The organism is Sphingobium olei (assembly GCF_042678845.1).
GTDB lineage: Bacteria > Pseudomonadota > Alphaproteobacteria > Sphingomonadales > Sphingomonadaceae > Sphingobium > Sphingobium olei.
In genome coordinates, this window is record NZ_JBHTLS010000127.1 from 73,592 (window position 1) to 92,478 (window position 18,887).

17 protein-coding genes, 1 tRNA gene and 1 other RNA gene are annotated in these 18,887 nt (G+C 65.8%); 14 read left to right on the top strand and 5 right to left on the bottom strand.

Annotation, left to right across the window (positions count from 1 at the left end):
* Window positions 1-122 precede the first annotated feature (122 nt).
* The 13 genes from ACFQ24_RS12770 (at window position 123) to ACFQ24_RS12830 (ending at window position 10,605) form a co-directional block, all read left to right on the top strand.
* On the top strand, window positions 123-1,160 hold the full coding sequence (locus tag ACFQ24_RS12770) for a cysteine desulfurase family protein (protein WP_380911768.1): 1,038 nt from the start codon (window positions 123-125) through the stop codon (window positions 1,158-1,160).
* A complete protein-coding gene (locus tag ACFQ24_RS12775; protein ID WP_380911770.1) occupies window positions 1,157-2,251 on the top strand; it encodes a cysteine desulfurase family protein in 1,095 nt (364 codons plus the stop codon). The genes ACFQ24_RS12770 and ACFQ24_RS12775 overlap by 4 nt, the downstream gene beginning before the upstream one ends.
* Window positions 2,252-2,267: 16 nt before the next feature.
* Entirely contained in the window at window positions 2,268-2,603 is a 336-nt protein-coding gene (locus ACFQ24_RS12780; protein ID WP_380911772.1) for a 2Fe-2S iron-sulfur cluster-binding protein, read from the top strand.
* Window positions 2,604-2,611: 8 nt separating this feature from the next.
* Window positions 2,612-3,571: an SGM family class A beta-lactamase gene (gene blaSGM, locus ACFQ24_RS12785; RefSeq protein ID WP_380911773.1), complete on the top strand. Its 960-nt coding sequence runs from the start codon at window positions 2,612-2,614 to the stop codon at window positions 3,569-3,571.
* A gap of 51 nt (window positions 3,572-3,622) precedes the next feature.
* An RNA gene (gene ffs, locus ACFQ24_RS12790) (signal recognition particle sRNA small type) lies at window positions 3,623-3,718 on the top strand.
* Window positions 3,719-3,769: 51 nt separating this feature from the next.
* A complete protein-coding gene (locus ACFQ24_RS12795) occupies window positions 3,770-5,398 on the top strand; it encodes a DNA polymerase III subunit gamma/tau (protein ID WP_380911775.1) in 1,629 nt (542 codons plus the stop codon).
* Window positions 5,395-5,718: a YbaB/EbfC family nucleoid-associated protein gene (locus tag ACFQ24_RS12800; protein ID WP_066765004.1), complete on the top strand. Its 324-nt coding sequence runs from the start codon at window positions 5,395-5,397 to the stop codon at window positions 5,716-5,718. Before ACFQ24_RS12795 ends, ACFQ24_RS12800 begins: the two co-directional genes overlap by 4 nt.
* A gap of 128 nt (window positions 5,719-5,846) precedes the next feature.
* Entirely contained in the window at window positions 5,847-8,243 is a 2,397-nt protein-coding gene (gene lon / locus ACFQ24_RS12805; protein ID WP_380911777.1) for an endopeptidase La, read from the top strand.
* A gap of 181 nt (window positions 8,244-8,424) precedes the next feature.
* The gene (locus ACFQ24_RS12810; RefSeq protein ID WP_066764995.1) at window positions 8,425-8,697 is read left to right on the top strand and encodes an HU family DNA-binding protein; all 273 of its coding nucleotides are present in this window, start codon (window positions 8,425-8,427) and stop codon (window positions 8,695-8,697) included.
* A 210-nt stretch (window positions 8,698-8,907) separates the two neighbouring features.
* Complete coding sequence (locus ACFQ24_RS12815; RefSeq protein WP_380911779.1) at window positions 8,908-9,483, top strand: septal ring lytic transglycosylase RlpA family protein; 576 nt, start codon at window positions 8,908-8,910, stop codon at window positions 9,481-9,483.
* A gap of 91 nt (window positions 9,484-9,574) precedes the next feature.
* Window positions 9,575-9,651 (top strand) — tRNA-His (locus tag ACFQ24_RS12820).
* A gap of 65 nt (window positions 9,652-9,716) precedes the next feature.
* Window positions 9,717-10,088: a phosphoribosyl-AMP cyclohydrolase gene (hisI, locus tag ACFQ24_RS12825; protein WP_380911781.1), complete on the top strand. Its 372-nt coding sequence runs from the start codon at window positions 9,717-9,719 to the stop codon at window positions 10,086-10,088.
* Window positions 10,075-10,605 (top strand): hypothetical protein, encoded by a 531-nt coding sequence (locus tag ACFQ24_RS12830; protein WP_380911782.1) that lies wholly within the window; start codon window positions 10,075-10,077, stop codon window positions 10,603-10,605. Before hisI ends, ACFQ24_RS12830 begins: the two co-directional genes overlap by 14 nt.
* Here ACFQ24_RS12830 and ACFQ24_RS12835 read toward each other — a convergent pair.
* The 5 genes from ACFQ24_RS12835 to ACFQ24_RS12855 form a co-directional block, all read right to left on the bottom strand.
* Entirely contained in the window at window positions 10,599-11,225 is a 627-nt protein-coding gene (locus tag ACFQ24_RS12835) for a YitT family protein (RefSeq protein WP_380911784.1), read from the bottom strand. The genes ACFQ24_RS12830 and ACFQ24_RS12835 overlap by 7 nt on opposite strands.
* A gap of 173 nt (window positions 11,226-11,398) precedes the next feature.
* Window positions 11,399-12,595 (bottom strand): MFS transporter, encoded by a 1,197-nt coding sequence (locus ACFQ24_RS12840; protein ID WP_380911786.1) that lies wholly within the window; start codon window positions 12,593-12,595, stop codon window positions 11,399-11,401.
* 125 nt (window positions 12,596-12,720) lie between these two features.
* On the bottom strand, window positions 12,721-13,413 hold the full coding sequence (locus ACFQ24_RS12845; RefSeq protein WP_380911787.1) for a L,D-transpeptidase family protein: 693 nt from the start codon (window positions 13,411-13,413) through the stop codon (window positions 12,721-12,723).
* A gap of 50 nt (window positions 13,414-13,463) precedes the next feature.
* Complete coding sequence (locus ACFQ24_RS12850; protein WP_380911789.1) at window positions 13,464-15,731, bottom strand: NADP-dependent malic enzyme; 2,268 nt, start codon at window positions 15,729-15,731, stop codon at window positions 13,464-13,466.
* Between the two features lie 27 nt (window positions 15,732-15,758).
* On the bottom strand, window positions 15,759-16,664 hold the full coding sequence (locus ACFQ24_RS12855; protein WP_380911791.1) for a LysR family transcriptional regulator: 906 nt from the start codon (window positions 16,662-16,664) through the stop codon (window positions 15,759-15,761).
* Between the two features lie 106 nt (window positions 16,665-16,770).
* Here ACFQ24_RS12855 and ACFQ24_RS12860 point away from each other — a divergent pair, with 106 nt between their 5' ends.
* The gene (locus ACFQ24_RS12860; RefSeq protein ID WP_380911793.1) at window positions 16,771-18,885 is read left to right on the top strand and encodes a malate synthase G; all 2,115 of its coding nucleotides are present in this window, start codon (window positions 16,771-16,773) and stop codon (window positions 18,883-18,885) included.
* The last annotated feature ends 2 nt before the right edge of the window (window positions 18,886-18,887 follow it).

An 18,887-nucleotide genomic window follows, 5' to 3' on the forward strand; every position in this document is an offset into this window, starting at 1 on the left:
GGCCGCGGGGCGCGGCGGGGGTAGAATGGGCGCACGCGACACAAGGCTTCACGCTGGCGCGGCGCGGCAAGTCGCCTATATAGAGGTCGCCGCCTTTTCCGCAATCAATGAGTAACGTCCGCTTGGCCGCCGACCGCCTTTATCTGGACCATGCCGCCACGACCCCGATGCTGCCGCAAGCGCAGGCCGCGATGGTTGGCGCGATGGCGAACTGGGCCAATCCGTCCAGCCCCCATGCCGATGGCCGCGCGGCGCGTGCCACGCTGGAGGATGCCCGTGCCCGGTTGAAGGCGGCGTTGGGCTGGGACGGCCATGTCATCTTCACCTCCGGCGCGAGCGAGGCGATCGCCATTGCGTTGACCCGCGCCAAGGCCGAGCGGATCGTCACCTCGCCGGTCGAGCACGACGCGGTGCTTCGCGTGGCGAAGGATGCCGAGCGGCTGGCGGTGGATGCGAACGGCATTGTCCTGCCCCCGGCGGATCGGACTGGACGGCTTCTTCTCTCCATTCAGCACGTCAATAACGAGACGGGCGTGATCCAGCCGCTCGACCGGATCGAGCGCGACGACGCAATTCTGTTCGCCGATTGCGCGCAAAGCGCTGGCAAGCTGCCGTTGCCCGACGCCGACATGATCGCCATCAGCGCCCATAAATTCGGCGGGCCGCCGGGGATCGGCGCATTGCTGATCCGTGACCTTGCCCTGATCGAACCGAGTGGCGGGCAGGAGCAGGGCTATCGCGCCGGCACGGAAAATCTGCCCGCGATCCTAGCCATGGCCGCGGCGCTGGAGGCGCGGGAAGACTGGCTGCCGCGTGCCTCCGACCTGCGCGCGCGGCTGGACGCCGCGATAGAGGGGGCAGGCGGAATCGTGGTCGCGCGCGACGCCCCGCGCATCCCGGCCATCGCTAGCTATCGCATGCCCGGCCTTTCGGCGCGCGCGCAGCTGATTCAGTTCGACCTTGCGGGCATATCGGTGTCGGCCGGCAGCGCCTGTTCATCGGGATCGCTCAAGACCAGCCATGTGCTGCGCGCGATGGGGTGGGACGAAGGGGCGGCCGGGGAAGTGGTGCGCGTCAGCTTCGGGCCGCAGACCTGCGACAGCGATGTGGACAGGTTCATCGCCGCCTGGCGAGCCGTCGCCGAACGGCCAAGGCCATGATCTACCTCGACTATCAGGCGACGACGCCGCTCGCGCCCGAGGCGTTCGAGGCCATGGTCCCACTGCTGCGCGACCAGTTCGCCAATCCGCACAGCGCCCATCGTTTGGGCCGTGCCGCTGCGGCGCAAGTGGAAGTGGCGCGTGAGGAGATCGGCCGGCTGTTGCCGCCGGGCGGTCGGCTGGTCTTCACCTCCGGCGCGACCGAGGCGCTGAATATCGCCATTCAGGGCGCGCCGCCGGGCGGCATCGTCACCATCGCGACCGAACATGCCGCCGTGCTGGATACGGTAGAGGCGATGCGCCGAAAGGGACGCGCGGTGACGATCCTGCCGGTTGGCACGGATGGCCTCGTCGATGCCGAGGAGGCGGCGCGCGCCATCGTTCCGGGTGTCGCAATCGTTGTCGCGATGCTTGTCAACAACGAGATCGGCGTCATTCAGCCGGTCGACACACTGGCGGCCTTGGCCTATCGCGCGGGCGCGCTGTTCCTGTGCGATGCGGTGCAGGGCTATGGCCGCGTTCCGGTGCCGCAGGCGTGCGACATGGTGGCGATCAGCGCGCACAAGATTCATGGGCCAAAGGGGATCGGCGCGCTCTGGGTGCGGGATGGCGTGCAAGTTGAACCGCTGATCCACGGCGGCGGGCAGGAGCAGGGGCTGCGGTCCGGCACGCTGTCGCCGGCGCTGTGTGCGGGCTTTGGGGCGGCGGCGCGGCTGATGCGCGAGCGGGGGCATGAGGATCGTGCGCATGTGGAGCAGCTGGCGGCCCTGTCTCGCACACTGTTTGCGGACTGGACGCTGAATGGCAGCGCGGACAGCCGCTATCCCGGTAATCTCAACCTGCGGCGCGATGGGATCGACGGCGCGCGGCTGTTGTCATATTGCCGCAATATTGCTTTTTCGCTCGGCAGCGCTTGCGCGAGCGGGTCCGGACGGCCTAGCCATGTGCTGCGCGCACTGGGCCTGACGGACGCACAGGCGCGCGGGTCGGTGCGGATCGGCTTTGGTCGGTACACGCGCCGCGAAGAACTGGAGAGGGCAGCTGAGGCACTGAATGAGGCGGCGACCGCGCAGGCGGAGCCGTGGGGGTAAAGGAGCGTCGCAGTCCATGACCAGGATCATCTTCGTCAGCGCGGATGGGGAGCGCCGGCAGGAGGTCGATGCCCCACCAGGGTCGGTGTTGCTGGACGTCGCCCAGGCCGCAGGACAACCGCTGGAAGGAACGTGCGAAGGTCAGATGGCCTGCTCCACCTGCCACGTCATCGTCGATGCGCAGGATTTTTCCCGGCTCCCCCGCGCCAGCGAGGATGAAGAGGACATGCTGGACCTCGCGGCCGCCGCTACCCGCACCAGCCGCCTTGCCTGCCAGATCGTTCTTGCCGACGGGCTCGACAGCCTGACCGTCCGCATCCCGGGCGAATCCTATAACATGCAGGGGATGTGACCCGTTCGATGAAAAGTGTTTCCGCGCTGGCCGCGCTCGCCTTGCTCGCCGCGCCGTCGATGGCCGCCGAGAAAAAGCAGGCTAAGGAGCCGGTGCCCACCGGTCGGCTCGATTCCCTTATGCCCGCCGCGCCGCGCTATCTGGTGCCCCAATCCGCGCTGGCGGAAGTGCGGAATCCCAAGGAGATTGAGGCAGAGACCGGCGGCCGCCTCGGCGTCGCGCTGGTGGATGCGAAAGGCGCTCTGATCCTGGGCTTCAACAGGGACGAACGCTTCGCCATGTGCTCGACCTTCAAGGCGCCGCTGGCCGCGGCCGTGCTGGTCGGCGCGGAAGGCGGCAAGTTCGGGCTGGAGGGCACGATCCCCTTCGGCAAGGACGACCTGCTCGAATACGCGCCGGTGGTGAAGAAGAATTTGAAGCGCGGCCGCATGGCGATGGGCGAACTGGCGCAGGCGGCGGTGGAGGTGAGCGACAACAGCGCCGCCAACCTGCTGCTCCCGATGCTGGGCGGGCCGGAGGGGCTCACCGCCTTCATGCGCGCGCATGGCGACACGGTGTCGCGGCTGGACCGCACCGAACCCGCGCTCAACGAGAATGTGGAGGGCGATCCGCGCGACACGACATCGCCTGCGGCCATGGCGGGACTGATGGGACGGCTGATCTTCCGCGACATGGCGGCGGAGAGCGCCGCCAAACTGCGCGCCTGGCTCAACGCCAGCAGCACTGGAGACAAGCGGATCAAGGCGGGCCTGCCCGACGGCTGGACGTCCGGCAGCAAGACGGGGACGTGCGGCACCGCATATAATGATGTGGCGCTGGTGAAGTCGCCGACGGGAGACGAATATATCCTGGCCGTCTATCTGGACCGGCCCACGGTCGACTCAGCGAAGGCGGAGGCGGCGATCGCGGAAACCGCGCAGGCCGCGCTCAGCTTCGTCGGCCGGGCGCAAAAGAGCGGGCTGGAATAGGGGCGCATCCTGCCCCCTTGCCATCCTCGCCCCCTTTCGCCATATGCCGCGCCGGGAGTCGGGCGGACGTGATCGTCGCGAACCGGGTCAGGTCCTGACGGAAGCAGCCACAGTGATTTCGTCACGGGTCGTTCCGGCTCCTACTTTCCAGCAGCATCCTTCTTCGACAAGGGCCGCCTGAGCGGCTAGGACAGAGGCATGTCCGATTCCCCGCAGCCCTATCGCGTCCTTGCGCGCAAATATCGTCCGCGCACGTTCCGCGAACTGATCGGGCAGGACGCGATGGTCCAGACGCTGGGCAACGCGATCAAGCGCGGCCGGCTGGCCCATGCCTTCCTGATGACGGGCGTGCGCGGGGTGGGCAAGACATCGACCGCGCGCCTCATCGCCAAGGCGCTGAACTGCATCGGACCGGACGGGCAGGGCGGTCCGACGATCGATCCCTGCGGCGTTTGCGAGCCGTGCCGCGCCATCGCCGAAGGCCGCCATATCGACGTGGTGGAGATGGACGCCGCCAGCCACACCGGCGTCGATGATGTGCGCGAGATCATCGAGGCGGTGCGCTATGCCGCCGTGTCGGCACGCTACAAGATCTACATCATCGACGAAGTGCACATGCTCTCCAAAAACGCCTTCAACGCGCTGTTGAAGACGCTGGAGGAGCCGCCAGCCCATGTGAAATTCCTGTTCGCGACGACCGAGGTGAACAAGGTGCCGGTGACGGTGCTGTCCCGCTGCCAGCGGTTCGACCTGCGCCGCATCCCCGCCGAATTGCTGGCCGATCATTTCGCCCATGTGGTGGAAGCGGAGAGCGTCGCTGCCGAGGCGGATGCGCTGGCGCTAATCGCGCAGGCGGCGGAAGGGTCGGCCCGCGACGGGCTGTCGATCCTCGATCAGGCGATTGCCCACGCCGAATTGGGCGAAGGCGCGCCGCTCGTTACCGCCGCGCAGGTGCGCGACATGCTCGGCCTGTCGGACCGTGGATCGACCCGCCGCCTGCTCGGCCTCCTGCTGGCGGGCGATACGGGCGCGCTGCTCGCCGCCGTGCGCGACCAATATGCGTTGGGTGTCGAGCCTCTGGCGCTCATGCGCGGCCTCATGGAACTGGTTCATGCGGTGACGCTGGTGAAGGCGGGCCGCGATATCGTGAGCCCCGGCCAGTCCGCCGAGGAGCGGGAAGCGCTGGCCGAATGGGCCAGGCAACTGGGCTTCGCGCCGCTGCACCGGCTGTGGCAATTGCTGGTGAAGGGGCATGACGAGGTCGCCAGCGCCGTGCTGCCGATCGAAAGCTGCGAAATGGCGCTGCTTCGGGTCATGCATGCCGCCACGATGCCCGATCCGGGCGAGCTGGCGCGGTTGCTGCGCGAAGGTGGGGGGGGCGTCGCGCCTTCCGCCTCGCTGGACGGCAAGCCGGCGCCGCCGCCTTCATCTTCGACTTCGCCGGCCGCGCGCCTGCCCGCCAGCCTTCCCGATTTGATCGAAGCGTTCTGGCAGAAAGGCAAGGGCAGTCTGGCGCAGGAACTCCATGATTGCGTCCGCGTCGTCCGCTTCGCCCCGCCCGCCTTCGACTACAGGGCAACGGCGCAATTGCCGGCTGATTTTACCGCGCGTCTGCTGCCTGCCCTGCGCGAGGTGACGGGCGTCGCGTGGCAGGTGGCGCAAAGTGACGCGGATGGCGAACCGAGCCTGCTGGAACAGGAGCAGGCGGCAAAGGCGGCCGAGCGCGCGACGATCTTGGAAACCCCGGTGGTCAAGGCGGCGATGGCGGCCTTCCCCGAAGCGGAGCTTGTCGATGACAAGCCGGAACAATGGAGTGCAGGAGCATGAAGGATCTGAATGAAATCCTGGGCATGGCGAGCCGTGTTCAGGAAGAGTTGCAGCGGGCGCAGGACAATCTGGACAAGCTGGAGGTCGAAGGCGCGGCCGGCGGCGGACTGGTGAAGGTTCGCGCTTCGGCCAAGGGGCGCATCATCGGCGTGTCGATCGACGACAGCCTGCTCGCCCCGTCGGAAAAGCAGATGCTGGAAGATCTGGTCGCCGCCGCGTTCAACGACGCGCGCAAGAAGGCGGACGAGGTCAGCAACGCCGAAATGGGCAAGATGACGGCGGGGCTGCCCCTGCCTCCCGGCTTCAAGCTGCCCTTCTGACGGCGTGATAAGGCGGCGTTCATGATGACGTCCTTATGACATGCCCGTGATTGATTGGCGCGACGGGCATCCCCATAATGGCGGTGAACCGTAGAAGAGGGCCGCTTCCAATCGGCCCCGGAGACCGAATGACACTAGAATATCCCCTTCTGCCGCTGCGCGACATCGTCGTCTTCCCGCAGATGATCGTTCCGCTGTTCGTCGGCCGCGACAAGAGCGTGGCCGCGCTGGAAGCGGCCATGGAAGGCTCCAAGGAAATCTTCCTCGTCTCGCAGCTCGATCCTGCCGAGGACGATCCTGCGCGCGACTCGCTTTACGATACGGGCGTGGTCGCCGTGGTGCTGCAGCTGCTGAAGCTGCCTGACGGCACGGTCCGCGTTCTGGTGGAGGGCAAGCATCGCGCCCAGCTGGAAGGGATGGACGCGAACGAGACCTACCTCGTCGCGACGGTCTCTCCGGTGGAGGAAGCAGCGGCAGAGGGGCCGGAAGCCGCCGCGCTGATGCGGTCGGTCGCGGAGCAGTTCGAGAATTACGCCAAGCTCAACAAGAAGCTGCCGGCCGAAACCCCGGTGCAGCTGCGCGAGATCGAGGATGCGGGGCGACTGGCCGACGCGGTCGCGGCGAACATCAACGTCAAGGTGTCCGACAAGCAGTCGCTGCTGGTCGAAGCCGATCCGGTCAAGCGGCTGGAGATGGTTTTTGCCTTCATGGAAGGCGAACTGGGTGTCCTGCAGGTCGAGAAGAAGATTCGCGGCCGCGTGAAGCGGCAGATGGAGAAGACCCAGCGCGAATATTATCTGAACGAGCAGCTCAAGGCGATCCAGCGCGAACTGGGCAATGGCGAAGGCGAGGAAGGTGACGAGCTTGCCGAACTCACCGAGAAAATCGCCAAGGCCAAGCTTAGCAAGGAAGCCCGGGCGAAGGCGACGGCGGAACTCAAGAAGCTCAAGGGCATGCAGCCCATGTCGGCCGAAGCCACGGTCGTACGCAATTATCTGGACGTGCTGCTGGGGCTGCCGTGGGGCAAGAAGGGCAAGGTAAAGACCGACCTCAAGAAGGCGCAGGCGATCCTGGACGAGGATCATTTCGCGCTGGAGAAGGTCAAGGACCGGATAATCGAATATCTCGCCGTGCAGGCGCGCACCAATAAGCTGAAAGGCCCGATCCTGTGCCTCGTCGGCCCTCCGGGCGTGGGCAAGACCTCGCTCGGCCGGTCGATCGCCAAGGCGACGGGGCGCGAATTCGTGCGCCAGTCGCTGGGCGGCGTGCGCGACGAAGCGGAAATCCGTGGGCATCGCCGCACCTATATCGGATCGCTGCCCGGCAAGATCGTGTCGAACCTCAAGAAGGCGGGCACGATGAACCCGCTCTTCCTGCTCGACGAGATCGACAAGCTGGGCCAGGATTTCCGCGGCGATCCGGCCTCCGCCCTGCTGGAAGTGCTGGACCCCGAACAGAACAGCAAGTTCCAGGATCATTATCTGGAGATCGACGTCGATCTTTCGGACGTGATGTTCGTGACGACCGCCAACTCGCTGAATTTGCCGCAGCCTTTGCTCGACCGCATGGAGATCATCCGGCTGGAGGGCTATACCGAGGATGAGAAGGTCGAGATCGCGCAGCGGCACCTAGTGCCCAAGCAGATCGACGCCCATGGCCTGAAGGATGGGGAGTTTGAAGTGACGGAAGAGGCCGTGCGCGACCTCATCCGCTACTATACGCGTGAGGCTGGCGTCCGCACGCTGGAGCGCGAAGTGGCGCGGCTCGCGCGTAAGGCGCTTCGCAAAATTCTTGAGGGTGCCTATGACAAGGTCGTCATAACGCCCGAAAACCTGGCCGATTTCGCCGGAGTGCGGAAATTCCGGCATGGCGTTGGCGAGGATGAGAACCAGATCGGCGCGGTGACCGGGCTCGCCTGGACCGAAGTCGGCGGCGAATTGCTGACGATCGAGGCGGTGACGGTGCCCGGCAAGGGGCAGATCAAGACTACCGGCAAGCTGGGCGAAGTGATGACCGAGTCGGTGCAGGCCGCCTTCTCTTATGTGAAGGCGCGCTCGCCGGGCTATGGCATCAAGCCGAGCCTGTTCAACCGGAAGGACATCCACATCCACCTGCCCGAAGGTGCTGTGCCCAAGGATGGCCCGTCCGCCGGTATCGGCATGGTGACGACCATCGTTTCCACCCTGACCGGCATTCCCGTCCACAAGGATGTGGCGATGACCGGCGAGGTGACGTTGCGCGGCCGGGTGCTCCCCATCGGCGGCCTCAAGGAAAAGCTGCTGGCGGCGCTGCGCGGCGGCATCAAGACCGTGCTGATTCCCCAGGAGAATGAGAAAGACCTGGCGGAAATCCCCGCGAACATTCGCGAGGGGCTGGAAATCGTGCCGGTGTCCCATGTCGACGAGGTGCTCGCGCGGGCGCTGGTTTCGAAGCCGGAAGCGATCGCCTGGACGGAAGAAGACGACCTGGCAGCGCAGCCTCCGGCTGGTGCCGGGAGGGACGGGGACGCCACGTTGCGGCACTGAACCATCGGGAAAGCGGCGGTTAACCCTGTTATCGGCACCGAAACGACCGATCGGGCGCAAAATCGGCCATGGACCGGCGTCTTCGTCGCTTTCCCTTTGACAGTCGCGGGAATCCGCGCCTTATTGCCCGCCCTACGCCGCGATTCCTAATCAACCAACAGCACAAGGGGGTTCCCAAGGCATGAACAAGCAGGATCTGATCAGCGCGGTTGCTGAAAGCAGCGGCCTCAACAAGAATGACGCCACCAAGGCCGTGGAAGGCGTGTTCGACGCCATCAGCGGCGCGCTGAAAAAGGGTGATGAAGTCCGCCTGGTCGGCTTCGGCACCTTCTCCGTGTCGCAGCGCAAGGCTTCGACCGGCCGTAATCCCCGCACCGGCGAAACCATGACCATCAAGGCTTCGGCCCAGCCCAAGTTCAAGGCTGGCAAGGGCCTGAAGGACTCGGTCAACTAAGCGGCCGGCGACGTCGCCCCAGCGGCGGCGTCCACCGATCGACGATTGCCGGCATCGCGGCCGGGAAGTTACGGGAGAGTGGCGCGGCAAGGCAGGTTTCTGCCCGCGCAATCAAGCCAAAGGCAGGGGGACGAAGACGGAAACGTTTTCGTCCCTTTCTTTATGGTAGCGATACCGTGTCATTCTTCCGGCAAAGGGCCAGGATAACCCATGACGAGCGGCAAGGCAGGGGTGGCATATAAAGCGGCTTGGGCGATCCTGACGCTGATGCTCGCGGCCTGCGGTGGCGGCAATTACCGTCCGGTCCGGGACACGCCGGTCAAGATCGGTCCGCCCTACGCGGTGCGCGGCATCACCTATGTTCCGGCGGCTGACCCCACTTATGACATGCTGGGCTATGCGAGCTGGTATGGATCGGAGTCGGGCAATCGCACCGCCAATGGAGAGCGGTTTCGCGCCAAATGGATCACTGCAGCGCATACCGTCCTGCCGCTGCCAACCTATGTGGAGGTGACGTCGCTGGACAGCGGACGCACGATCCTGGTCCGGGTCAATGATCGCGGACCCTTTTCCGGCCGAGGCCGCATCATCGACCTGTCGCGCGGCGCGGCCGAGCAACTGGGCATCAGAGCACAGGGCCATGCCGCCGTCCGCGTGCGCGTGGTGGAGCCGCCGGAGCGGGACAAGGAGCGCCTGCGCAAGGGCAAGGCGGCGGCGGAAAGGCCCCGTGTTTCCGAACACATCCTTGCCAATCTTCGGGGCCAATTGCAGGCGGGAACACGGTAGGCCAGGAAAATTCCACCGTCGGGCTTTGACGCTTGACGGGCGGGGATGGGCCGCATATGTGGCCCTTCTCTCGGGGCAAGCAGCCCCCATGGCGATCGTAGCTCAGTTGGTTAGAGCGCTGGTTTGTGGTACCAGAGGTCGTGGGTTCGGATCCCATCGGTCGCCCCATTTTCCCCCGACATTCCCTCTTGGCAGGGCTTCGCAGGTCTGCATTTGCGCTCTATAGCCGCTGCATGAACGACGCACGCGACAAGGGGCTGGCCCTCAATCCCAAATATGACAGGGACGGCCTGATCACCGCCGTCGTCACAGACGATCATAGCGGCGAGTTGCTGATGGTGGCGCACATGAATGCCCAGGCGCTCACGCTGACCATCGATACCGGGCTCGCCCATTTCTGGTCCCGCAGCCGACAGGCGTTGTGGAAGAAGGGCGAAACGTCCGGCCATATGCTGGAAGTGCGCGATCTGCGGATCGACTGCGATCAGGACGCGGTGTGGGTCAGGGCGGCACCAGCAGGACCGACATGCCACACCGGCGCGCGATCCTGCTTCTTCCGCCGGATCGGACAGGATGGGCTCAGCAACGTCGATGCGGCGGACTAGCGCCGCGCTGCTCCTCCTGTCGGCAGCGGCATGCCAGCGTGCGCCGATCGCCCCGGATGCCGGCCCGAGCGAAGGCGCGGTGTCTGGCCTGGAACGTGCGGCGATCGCCAGCGGCGCGATCACCGACGCGCGCCGAATGTCTCCCGTGGGCCTGTACCAGCGCCGTCATGAAGCGGGGCGCGACGCGCTGTGCGTCATTCCCGGACAAGCGGGGCGGTTTCGCTTCGGACTGGAGGCGGTATTTGGCGAGGAGCCGAGTTGCCGCGGGCATGGCATGGCGCGCCGCGCCGGCGACAAGCTGATCCTGAGCTTCAGGGGCAGCGATCGCTGCATCATCGTCGCCCAATATGATGGGGATCAGGTGGCCTTGCCGGGCGTCGTGGACATGGCCTGCGCCGATCTTTGCCAGGGGCGCGGATCGCTGGAGGGCGTCAGCTTTCCGCGCGTTTCGAGCGACGCCGCCTCCGCGCTTCGCGGGCGTAACCGGAGCGGCGACCTTCTATGCGGCGATCAGTGACCGATATAGCGGCCGGGGCGATGGTTGACCATCAGCACGGCGTTCATCGCAGCCGCTGACAGGACGGACAGCCCGAAGCGCTCGAAGCTGAGCAAGGGCAGCGACGCCAGCAGGATCAGGATATCGCACAGCATCTGGGTGCGTCCGGCGTTCCAGCCGCGCGATTTTTGCAGGATCAGCGCGACCACGCCAACGCCGCCGACACCTGCGCCGTGGCGGGCGATCGCCAATATGCCAAACCCGATGATCGACCCGCCGAACAGCGCGGCGAACAGCGGGCTGACCCGCGCGATCTGCAACGCGGTGGGCATGACCAGCCCGACGGCCATGATGGCGATGTTGGCGAACAGGGTCTTGAGCCCGAACGCCGTTCCCATGGCGCGTCCGGCGAACAGGAAGAAGGGCAGGTTGATGATCAGGAACAGCGCGCCGGGCGACCAGTGCAACAGATACGACAGCAGCAGCGCGATGCCCGCCATCCCGCCCGTCACCAGCTTGGCCTGATTGAGCAGCATCAGCCCCATAGCGATGAACGCGCAGCCGATCGCGATGGCATAGCCATCCTCCGCCAGGCTGTGGGGGCGCGGTTGAAGGAGCGTTGGATCGGAAGCAGGCGGCATGGGCAAGGGTGTCCGTGGTGGCGTGTCGCCCCAGCATCTCCCCTTCCAGACCTTTGCGCGGCTATAGCGTCATCCCGGCAGAAGGAAACCCGGCTCAACCGCCGGTGTCAATCTGCGATGGACCGAAGTCCTGGTAGCTCAACGCTACATCTCGAAGGGATCGCGAAAGACGTTTATTCGGCGGCCATCAGCGAGCGGGGGGGCTGGCGGCGCTCCAGTGCGATCGCCGCCAGGTAGATGAGGAGGCCGCCCAGCGCCAGAGCGCAGCCGATCCAGCCTGTCGATACCAGACCACAGCCCGCGGCGATCGACAGGCCGCCGAGCCACGGTCCCAGCGCGTTCGCGATGTTGAAGGCGCTGTGATGCAAGGCCGCCGCAAGCGTCTGCGCGTCGCCCGAAACGTCCATCAGCCGCGCCTGCAGCGGCGTGCCAAGGCCGCCGCCGATGCCGATCAGGAAGATGTTGAGCCCGAGCGTCCAGATATTCCCGGCCATGAAGGGAAAGATCGCCAGCGCCGCCGCGCTCCACAGCAGCACGCCGATGACGGTGCGGTTGAGCGCGCGGTCTGCCGCCCAGGCAGCCCCCAAATTGCCGAGCGTCAAACCGACGCCGAAAATGACGAGGACCAACGGTACATAGGTTTCGGGAACATGAGTCACCTCGATCATGGTTGAGGCGACATAGGTATAGACCGCGAACAGGCCGCCAAAGCCGATCGCCCCGGTAAGCAGGGTGAGCCACACCTGCGACTTGCCCAGTGCGGTGAGTTCGCGCATCGGGCTGGCGCCCGGATCGCCCGCGTCTCGCGGCGCGAACAATGCGACCAGCGTCACCGTCGCCAGCGCGAGCGCCGCCACGACGAAGAAGCCGGACCGCCAGCCCAGCACCTGACCCATCCAATTGGCCACGGGCACGCCGATCACGGTCGCGACGGTCAGGCCGGTCATCACCTTGGCGATGGCAAGGGCGCGTTTCTCGATGGGCACCAAGTTGGCGGCGACCAGCGCCGCGACGCCGAAATAGGCACCATGGGGTACGCCCGACAGGAAACGGAACAGCAGCATCCAGGGGTAGCTGGGCGAGAGGGCCGACAAGGCGTTGGCGATCGCGAAGACCGTCATCAATCCGATCAGCAGCATCCTGCGCGGCAGCCGCGCGCCGAAAGCGGCGATGACCGGCGCGCCCGCCACCACGCCCAGCGCATAGGCGCTGATCGCATGGCCGGCAGTCGGCGCATCGATGCCCAGATCGCGTGCGAAGAAGGGCAGCAGGCTCATCGACGCGAATTCGGTCGTGCCGATGGCGAACGCGCCGACCGACAACGCGAAGATAACAAGCGCGGGATGCGCGGTACGCGAGGCGTTCGCCATGGCCAGCTCCATGCTGCAATGCAAAATCTTGAGAGAGGGCGCAGATGGGCTTCATGACAGCGCAGGTCAACCCCGATGCGGCTGTCTTTCCTGCATCGCCAAATGCGTCGCCCGCAATCGTGCCGTCAGCCGCCGATCTTCGCCTTGCTGACGTCGAGCATCTTGCCATTGGTGATGACGACCAGGTCGCCGCGTTTCACCACGCCGAACAATTTGCGCGCGAAATCGACGGGCACGCCGATGCAGCCATGCGTGGCACGTCCATATTGCACGTCGCTGCCATGGATGAACACGCCATCGCTGGTCAGGCGCAGGGCATAGGGCATGGGCGCGCCATAGAGGTTCGACACATGGTCGGCGTCCATCTGCGTGATCGGGAACGCGCCCTGCGGGCTGGGCTTGTCGGTGGCGCCGTAGAGAATGACCGCCGCGCCGATCTCATACCCCGCGCGGAAGACGGAGAGGGTTTCGGCCTTCAGATCGACAGTGACGATGACCGGGCCGGATGCAGGCGCGCCCTTTTCGTCCCAGACATAGTCGCCGTGGCGGAAGGGACCGTCGATGCGCAAGACGCGCCTGACGGTCAGCGCCCGCGGATCGATCGCCATGGGCTGGTCGCTGCGTCGTTCGACGAGCGGGGCGATCGGGGGAGGAGCGACGGCCCCAGGCTTGGCGCCGGCAGCGGGCGCGGGCGCGGCATCTTGGGCGGCGGGCCGGTCGATCCAGTGCATCGCCAGCCACGCGGCGCCGGCCAATGCCCCGCCGATCGCCAGCTTGGGGCCTGCGGCTTTCGCCAATCCCTTGATGAAGCCCGCCATATCCTTACGCCTCTCGTCCTTGACGCTGGCATAGGATGAAAAGGTTAAGCTCAGGCTTCCCGCGCGACTTCCGCCGCAGCGATGGCCGTGAGGTTCAGGATGCCGCGCGAGGTAACACCGGGCGTCAGCACATGGATGGGCTTGGTGAGGCCGATCAGCATCGGACCAACGGTGGGCGAACTGGACGAGGCCGACAGCGCAGTCAGCGTGATGTTGGCCGCATCGAGATTGGGCATCACCAGCAAGTTGGCCGGTCCCTCGAACCGGGAGTCCGGCACCAGCCGCTCGCGCAGCGACTGGCTGAGCGCGGCATCGGCATGCATTTCACCGTCCACCGCCAGATCGGGCGCGGCTTCCCGCACCAGCCGGAAAGCCTTTCGCATCTTGCGCGCGCTGTCGCTGTGCGACGCGCCGAAATTGGAATGGGACAGCAGGGCCGCGCGCGGCGTGAGCCCGAAATGGCGCAGCTCCGCGCTGGCGGCCAGCGTCATTTCCGCCACCTGCTCAGGCGTCGGATCGGGCACCATATGAGTGTCAGTGATGAACAGCGCGCCGGCATCCAGGATCAGGCCCGACAGTGCGTAGACGCGGCTGTGATCGGGCACCCGGTCGATGATGCGCAGCACATGCTCCACCTGACCCCAATATTCCGAGCGTCCGCCGACCAGCGCGGCATCGACCCGGCCGGTGCGCAGCAGCATCGCGGCGGTGATGGTGGGGCGGCGATAGACATGGCGCAGAATCTCGTCCGCAGGCACGCCCTTTCGCCCGGCGATGGCACGATAGGCTTCCACCAGTTCGCCCATGACGAGGTGATCCGTTTCCGGGTCTATCACCTCGACGTCGCGCTCGAAATCGAAGGACAGACCGAGTTCGGGCAGCTTCTGTTCCAGGATGCGGCGGCGGGCGATCAGCGTCGGGCGAACGATCCCTTCGTCCAGCGCGTCGCTGATGGCGCGCAGCACGCGTTCATCCTCGCCCTCGCCATAGGCGATACGGCAATGGCTGCCCCGGGCCGCTTCGAACACCGGCAGCATCAACTGGCCGGATCGGGTCGCCTGGCGCGTCAGGCTGCGCTTATAGTCGTCGAGGTCGAGCGTCCTTTTCGCGACGCCGCTGTCCATCGCCGCCTTGGCGACCGCGACCGCGATCTCGCCGATCAGGCGCGGGTCGAAGGGGGTGGGGATGATATAGTCCGGTCCGAACACCAGCTTGCGACCGCCATAGGCCTGCGCCACGCTGTCATGCGCGGGCATGCGGGCCAGGGCGGCGATGGCGTCTGCGGCGGCGACCTTCATCGCCTCGTTGATCTGCGTCGCGCCCACGTCCAGCGCGCCCCGGAAGATATAGGGGAAGCAGAGGACATTGTTGACCTGATTGGGATAGTCGGACCGGCCGGTGGCGATGATCGCGTCCGGGCGCACCTCGCGGGCGGCCTCTGGGCGGATTTCCGGCTCCGGGTTGGCGAGCGCGAAGATAAGGGGATTGGGCGCCATCAGGGGCAGCCATTCGGGCTTCAGCACGCCCGGAGCGGAAAGTCCCAGGAACAGGTTCGCGCCCGGCAGGACATCCGGCAGAGTGCGCGCATTGGTATTGCGGGCATAGCGCGCCATGTTCGGCAACATGCCCTCGCGGCCGGCATGGATCACGCCGTCCTTGTCCGTCATAGTGACATTCTCGACCGGCAGGCCCATCGATACCAGCAGGTCGACGCAGGCCAGCGCCGCCGCGCCCGCTCCGGACGTCACCAGCTTCGCATCCGCCAGCGTCTTGCCCTGCAGCACCAGCGCGTTGCGGACCGCCGCAGCGACAACGATTGCGGTGCCATGCTGGTCGTCATGGAAGACCGGAATGTTCATCCGCTCCTTCAGCCGCGCTTCGATCGCGAAACATTCGGGAGCCTTGATGTCCTCCAGGTTTATGCCGCCGAAGGTCGGTTCCAGCAGGGCGACGGCATCCACGAACCTGTCGGGATCGGTCGTGTCCACTTCGATGTCGAACACGTCGATATCGGCGAATTTCTTGAAGAGGACCGCCTTGCCCTCCATCACCGGCTTCGACGCGAGAGCGCCGATCGCGCCAAGGCCAAGGACCGCCGTTCCGTTGGAGATGACGGCGACCAGGTTGCCGCGCGCGGTATAGTCCAGCGCCTTGTCCGGATCGGCGGCGATTTCGACGCAGGGCGCCGCAACACCCGGCGAATAGGCCAGCGCCAGGTCGCGCTGGTTCACCATCCGCTTGGTCGGCTCTATCCGGAGTTTTCCCGGTTGCGGGTAGCGGTGATAGTCGAGGGCTGCGCGGCGGGTGTTATCGTCCATATGCCGGGCCTTAGAGCCTCGGTTCCGCTAGGGCAAGACAGGGCGCTCCCACGGCGGCGTCGGCGCGTAAAGTCCGACAAGAAATTCGACGAATGCGGTGAGCGCGCGTGGCGGATTGGCCTGGGGCAGGTGCACGGCATAAAGGCCGACATCGGCCGAGCCTTCATGATCGGGCAGGATCTGACGCACCTTCCCACGCTCCAGCGCATCGGCAATGTCCCATAGCGAACGCAGCGCGATGCCGCCGCCCGCCAGCGTGAGCTCGCGCACCAACTCGCTGCTGTTAGTGCGGACGTGGCTGCGTCCCTCGACCGTGATCGGCCCGCTCGGTCCTGCCAGTCGCCACGGCATCTGCCCTTCCGCGGCCAGCAGCCGGTGGTTCTTGAGATCGGCGACTTTTGTGGGCGTTCCGAAGTGGTCCAGATAGTCGGGCGCGGCGCAAAGCATGCGGCGGTTGGTTGCCAGCCTCCGCGCGGTGACGCCGCTACCGGGATCGGCGGTGATGCGGATGGCGAGATCGAAGCGGCCGCCGAGCAGGTCGCTATACGCGTCCGAAAGATCGACGCTAAGATCGACTGCCGGATGATCGTCCAGGAAGCGCTTGAGAAAAGGCGCGAGGTGCATCCGCCCGAAGGAGGTGGGGGCGCTGATCCGCAGGGGACCGCTTGCCAGGACCGATGCGCCGGAGACCCGCCGTTCGGCATCGTCCAGAGCCGCGAGGATCGCGCGCAGATCGGCGTGGAGCCGTTCGCCCGCCGGAGTCAGCGTCAGCCGCCGGGTCGTGCGGTGAACGAGCTTCGCCCCAAGCCTTTGCTCCAGCCGGGCCAGCCGCTTGGACATCATCGCCGGAGAGATATGCAGCCGCCGTCCCGCCGCTGCGAGGCCGCCTTCATCGACTATGGTTACGAACAGTTCATGATCGGGATCCATCATATTCATTCACCAGAGGAATGGCTGTATTCGCATAATAGCGGATATACGGCATAATGGGAAAGGGCTATTGCAGTTTCAATGATGAACAGTCCCGAGGAGAAGAGCCATGACCGACCCGATGATCGACAAAGCCGGCCTACGCGTCGCCGTTTTGCTCGCGGACTTTATCGAGCAGCATGCGCTTCCCGGCACCGGCATCGCGCCTGACACCTTCTGGGCCGGGGCGGCGGATATCCTCGCGCGCTTCGCGCCAGAAAACAGGGCGCTCCTGCGCAAGCGCGACACGCTTCAGGCGCAGATCGACAGCTGGCATGAACAGCGCCGCGGCCAGCCGCACGATCCGATCTCCTACGAAACATTCCTGCGGGACATCGGCTATCTTGTTCCCGAACCTGCGCCGTTCCAGATCGGCAGCACGAATGTCGATGAGGAGGTCGCGCGCATGGCCGGGCCGCAACTGGTCGTGCCTATCCTCAATGCCCGCTTCCTGCTGAACGCCGCAAATGCACGGTGGGGCAGCCTCTATGACGCACTGTACGGCACGGACGCGATAGCCGGCGCGCCGGCCGGCAAGGGCTATGATGCGGCGCGCGGCGCGCAGGTCGTTTCCTGGGCGAAGGCTTTTCTCGACGACGCGGTTCCTCTGGCGGACGGGAGCTGGGCGGAGCTGGGGAGTGACGATATCGTCCTTGCCGATCCCGCTCAGTTCGTCGGCACGAGTGAGAAGGGCCGGCTCTTCCGCCACAACGGGCTGCATATCGAAGTCGTGTTCGACAAGGGGCACCCGATCGGCGCGACCGATCCCGCGGGTATTGCCGACGTCATCCTGGAATCGGCCCTGACCACCATCTGCGATCTGGAGGATTCAGTCGCCGCCGTCGATGCGCGGGACAAGGTCGCGGCCTATGCCAACTGGCTTGGCCTGATGCGCGGCGACCTCACTGACCGGTTCGACAAAAATGGCGCGATGATGACGCGGGCGCTCAACCCTGACCGCAGCTACACCGCGGCAGACGGCACATCCTTTACGCTGCCGGGGCGCAGCCTGCTGTTCGTCCGCAATGTCGGCCATCTGATGACCACGCCCGCGATCCGACTGCCCAATGGCGACGAGGCACCGGAAGGCATCGTCGACGGCATCATGACCAGCCTGATCGCGCTTCACGATCTGAAGGGACGCCGGGCCAACAGCCGCGCTGGCAGCCTCTACATCGTCAAGCCCAAGATGCACGGCCCGGATGAAGTCGCCTTCACCGACCGGCTGTTCGACGCGATCGAGGACATGATGGGCATGGCCCGTCACACGATCAAGGTCGGCGTCATGGACGAGGAGCGCCGCACCTCGGCCAACCTCGCCGCCTGCATCCACGCGGTGAAGGATCGCATCGTCTTCATCAACACCGGCTTCCTCGACCGCACCGGCGATGAGATGCATACGTCGATGCAGGCGGGGCCGATGATCCCCAAAAGCGAGATGAAGGCGAGCGACTGGATTGCGGCCTATGAGGACCGGAATGTGCAGATCGGCCTCGCCTGTGGCTTTTCCGGCCGGGCGCAGATCGGCAAGGGCATGTGGGCAGCGCCCGATCGCATGGCCGACATGCTGGATCAAAAGGCCGGCCATCCGACGAGCGGCGCGAACACCGCCTGGGTTCCCTCGCCAACCGCCGCGACCCTGCACGCGACGCACTATCATCGCATCGACGTCTTCGCCCGTCAGGCAGCGCGCCAGGCGGAAGGCGTGGCTCCGATCGAAAAGCTGCTGACCCTGCCCATCGCCACCGGCCGCAATTTCTCTGAGGAAGAGATCGCGCGGGAGCTGGACAATAATGCGCAGGGCATATTGGGCTATGTCGTCCGCTGGATCGACCAGGGCGTTGGCTGCTCCAAGGTGCCCGACATCCATGACATCGGCCTGATGGAGGATCGCGCGACATTGCGCATCTCCTCGCAACATATGGCGAACTGGCTGCTGCATGGCGTCTGCACGGCGGAACAGGTCGATGCGGCGCTCCGTCGCATGGCGGCGAAGGTCGATGCGCAGAATGCCGCCGATCCGCTCTACGAGCCGATGAGCGGGCGGGAAGGGGACAGCCTCGCCTTCCTGGCGGCGCGCGCACTGGTGTTCGAAGGCGTCGAGCAGCCCAACGGCTATACCGAGCCCCTGCTTCACGCCTTCCGCGCGAAGAAGAAGGCGCAGGCTGTGCTGGAGCCGGCCTGACG

Coding starts and splice junctions, on each gene's coding strand:
- ACFQ24_RS12780 (WP_380911772.1), top strand. CDS start 2,268: ATGACCAGGATCATCTTCGTCAGCGCGGATGGGGAGCGCCGGCAGGAG.
- ACFQ24_RS12855 (WP_380911791.1), bottom strand. CDS start 16,664: ATGATGGATCCCGATCATGAACTGTTCGTAACCATAGTCGATGAAGGC.
- ACFQ24_RS12860 (WP_380911793.1), top strand. CDS start 16,771: ATGACCGACCCGATGATCGACAAAGCCGGCCTACGCGTCGCCGTTTTG.
- ACFQ24_RS12830 (WP_380911782.1), top strand. CDS start 10,075: ATGCGGCGGACTAGCGCCGCGCTGCTCCTCCTGTCGGCAGCGGCATGC.
- ACFQ24_RS12845 (WP_380911787.1), bottom strand. CDS start 13,413: ATGGCGGGCTTCATCAAGGGATTGGCGAAAGCCGCAGGCCCCAAGCTG.
- lon (WP_380911777.1), top strand. CDS start 5,847: ATGACACTAGAATATCCCCTTCTGCCGCTGCGCGACATCGTCGTCTTC.
- ACFQ24_RS12850 (WP_380911789.1), bottom strand. CDS start 15,731: ATGGACGATAACACCCGCCGCGCAGCCCTCGACTATCACCGCTACCCG.
- ACFQ24_RS12840 (WP_380911786.1), bottom strand. CDS start 12,595: ATGGCGAACGCCTCGCGTACCGCGCATCCCGCGCTTGTTATCTTCGCG.
- ACFQ24_RS12775 (WP_380911770.1), top strand. CDS start 1,157: ATGATCTACCTCGACTATCAGGCGACGACGCCGCTCGCGCCCGAGGCG.
- hisI (WP_380911781.1), top strand. CDS start 9,717: ATGAACGACGCACGCGACAAGGGGCTGGCCCTCAATCCCAAATATGAC.
- ACFQ24_RS12810 (WP_066764995.1), top strand. CDS start 8,425: ATGAACAAGCAGGATCTGATCAGCGCGGTTGCTGAAAGCAGCGGCCTC.
- ACFQ24_RS12800 (WP_066765004.1), top strand. CDS start 5,395: ATGAAGGATCTGAATGAAATCCTGGGCATGGCGAGCCGTGTTCAGGAA.
- ACFQ24_RS12815 (WP_380911779.1), top strand. CDS start 8,908: ATGACGAGCGGCAAGGCAGGGGTGGCATATAAAGCGGCTTGGGCGATC.
- ACFQ24_RS12835 (WP_380911784.1), bottom strand. CDS start 11,225: ATGCCGCCTGCTTCCGATCCAACGCTCCTTCAACCGCGCCCCCACAGC.
- ACFQ24_RS12795 (WP_380911775.1), top strand. CDS start 3,770: ATGTCCGATTCCCCGCAGCCCTATCGCGTCCTTGCGCGCAAATATCGT.
- blaSGM (WP_380911773.1), top strand. CDS start 2,612: ATGAAAAGTGTTTCCGCGCTGGCCGCGCTCGCCTTGCTCGCCGCGCCG.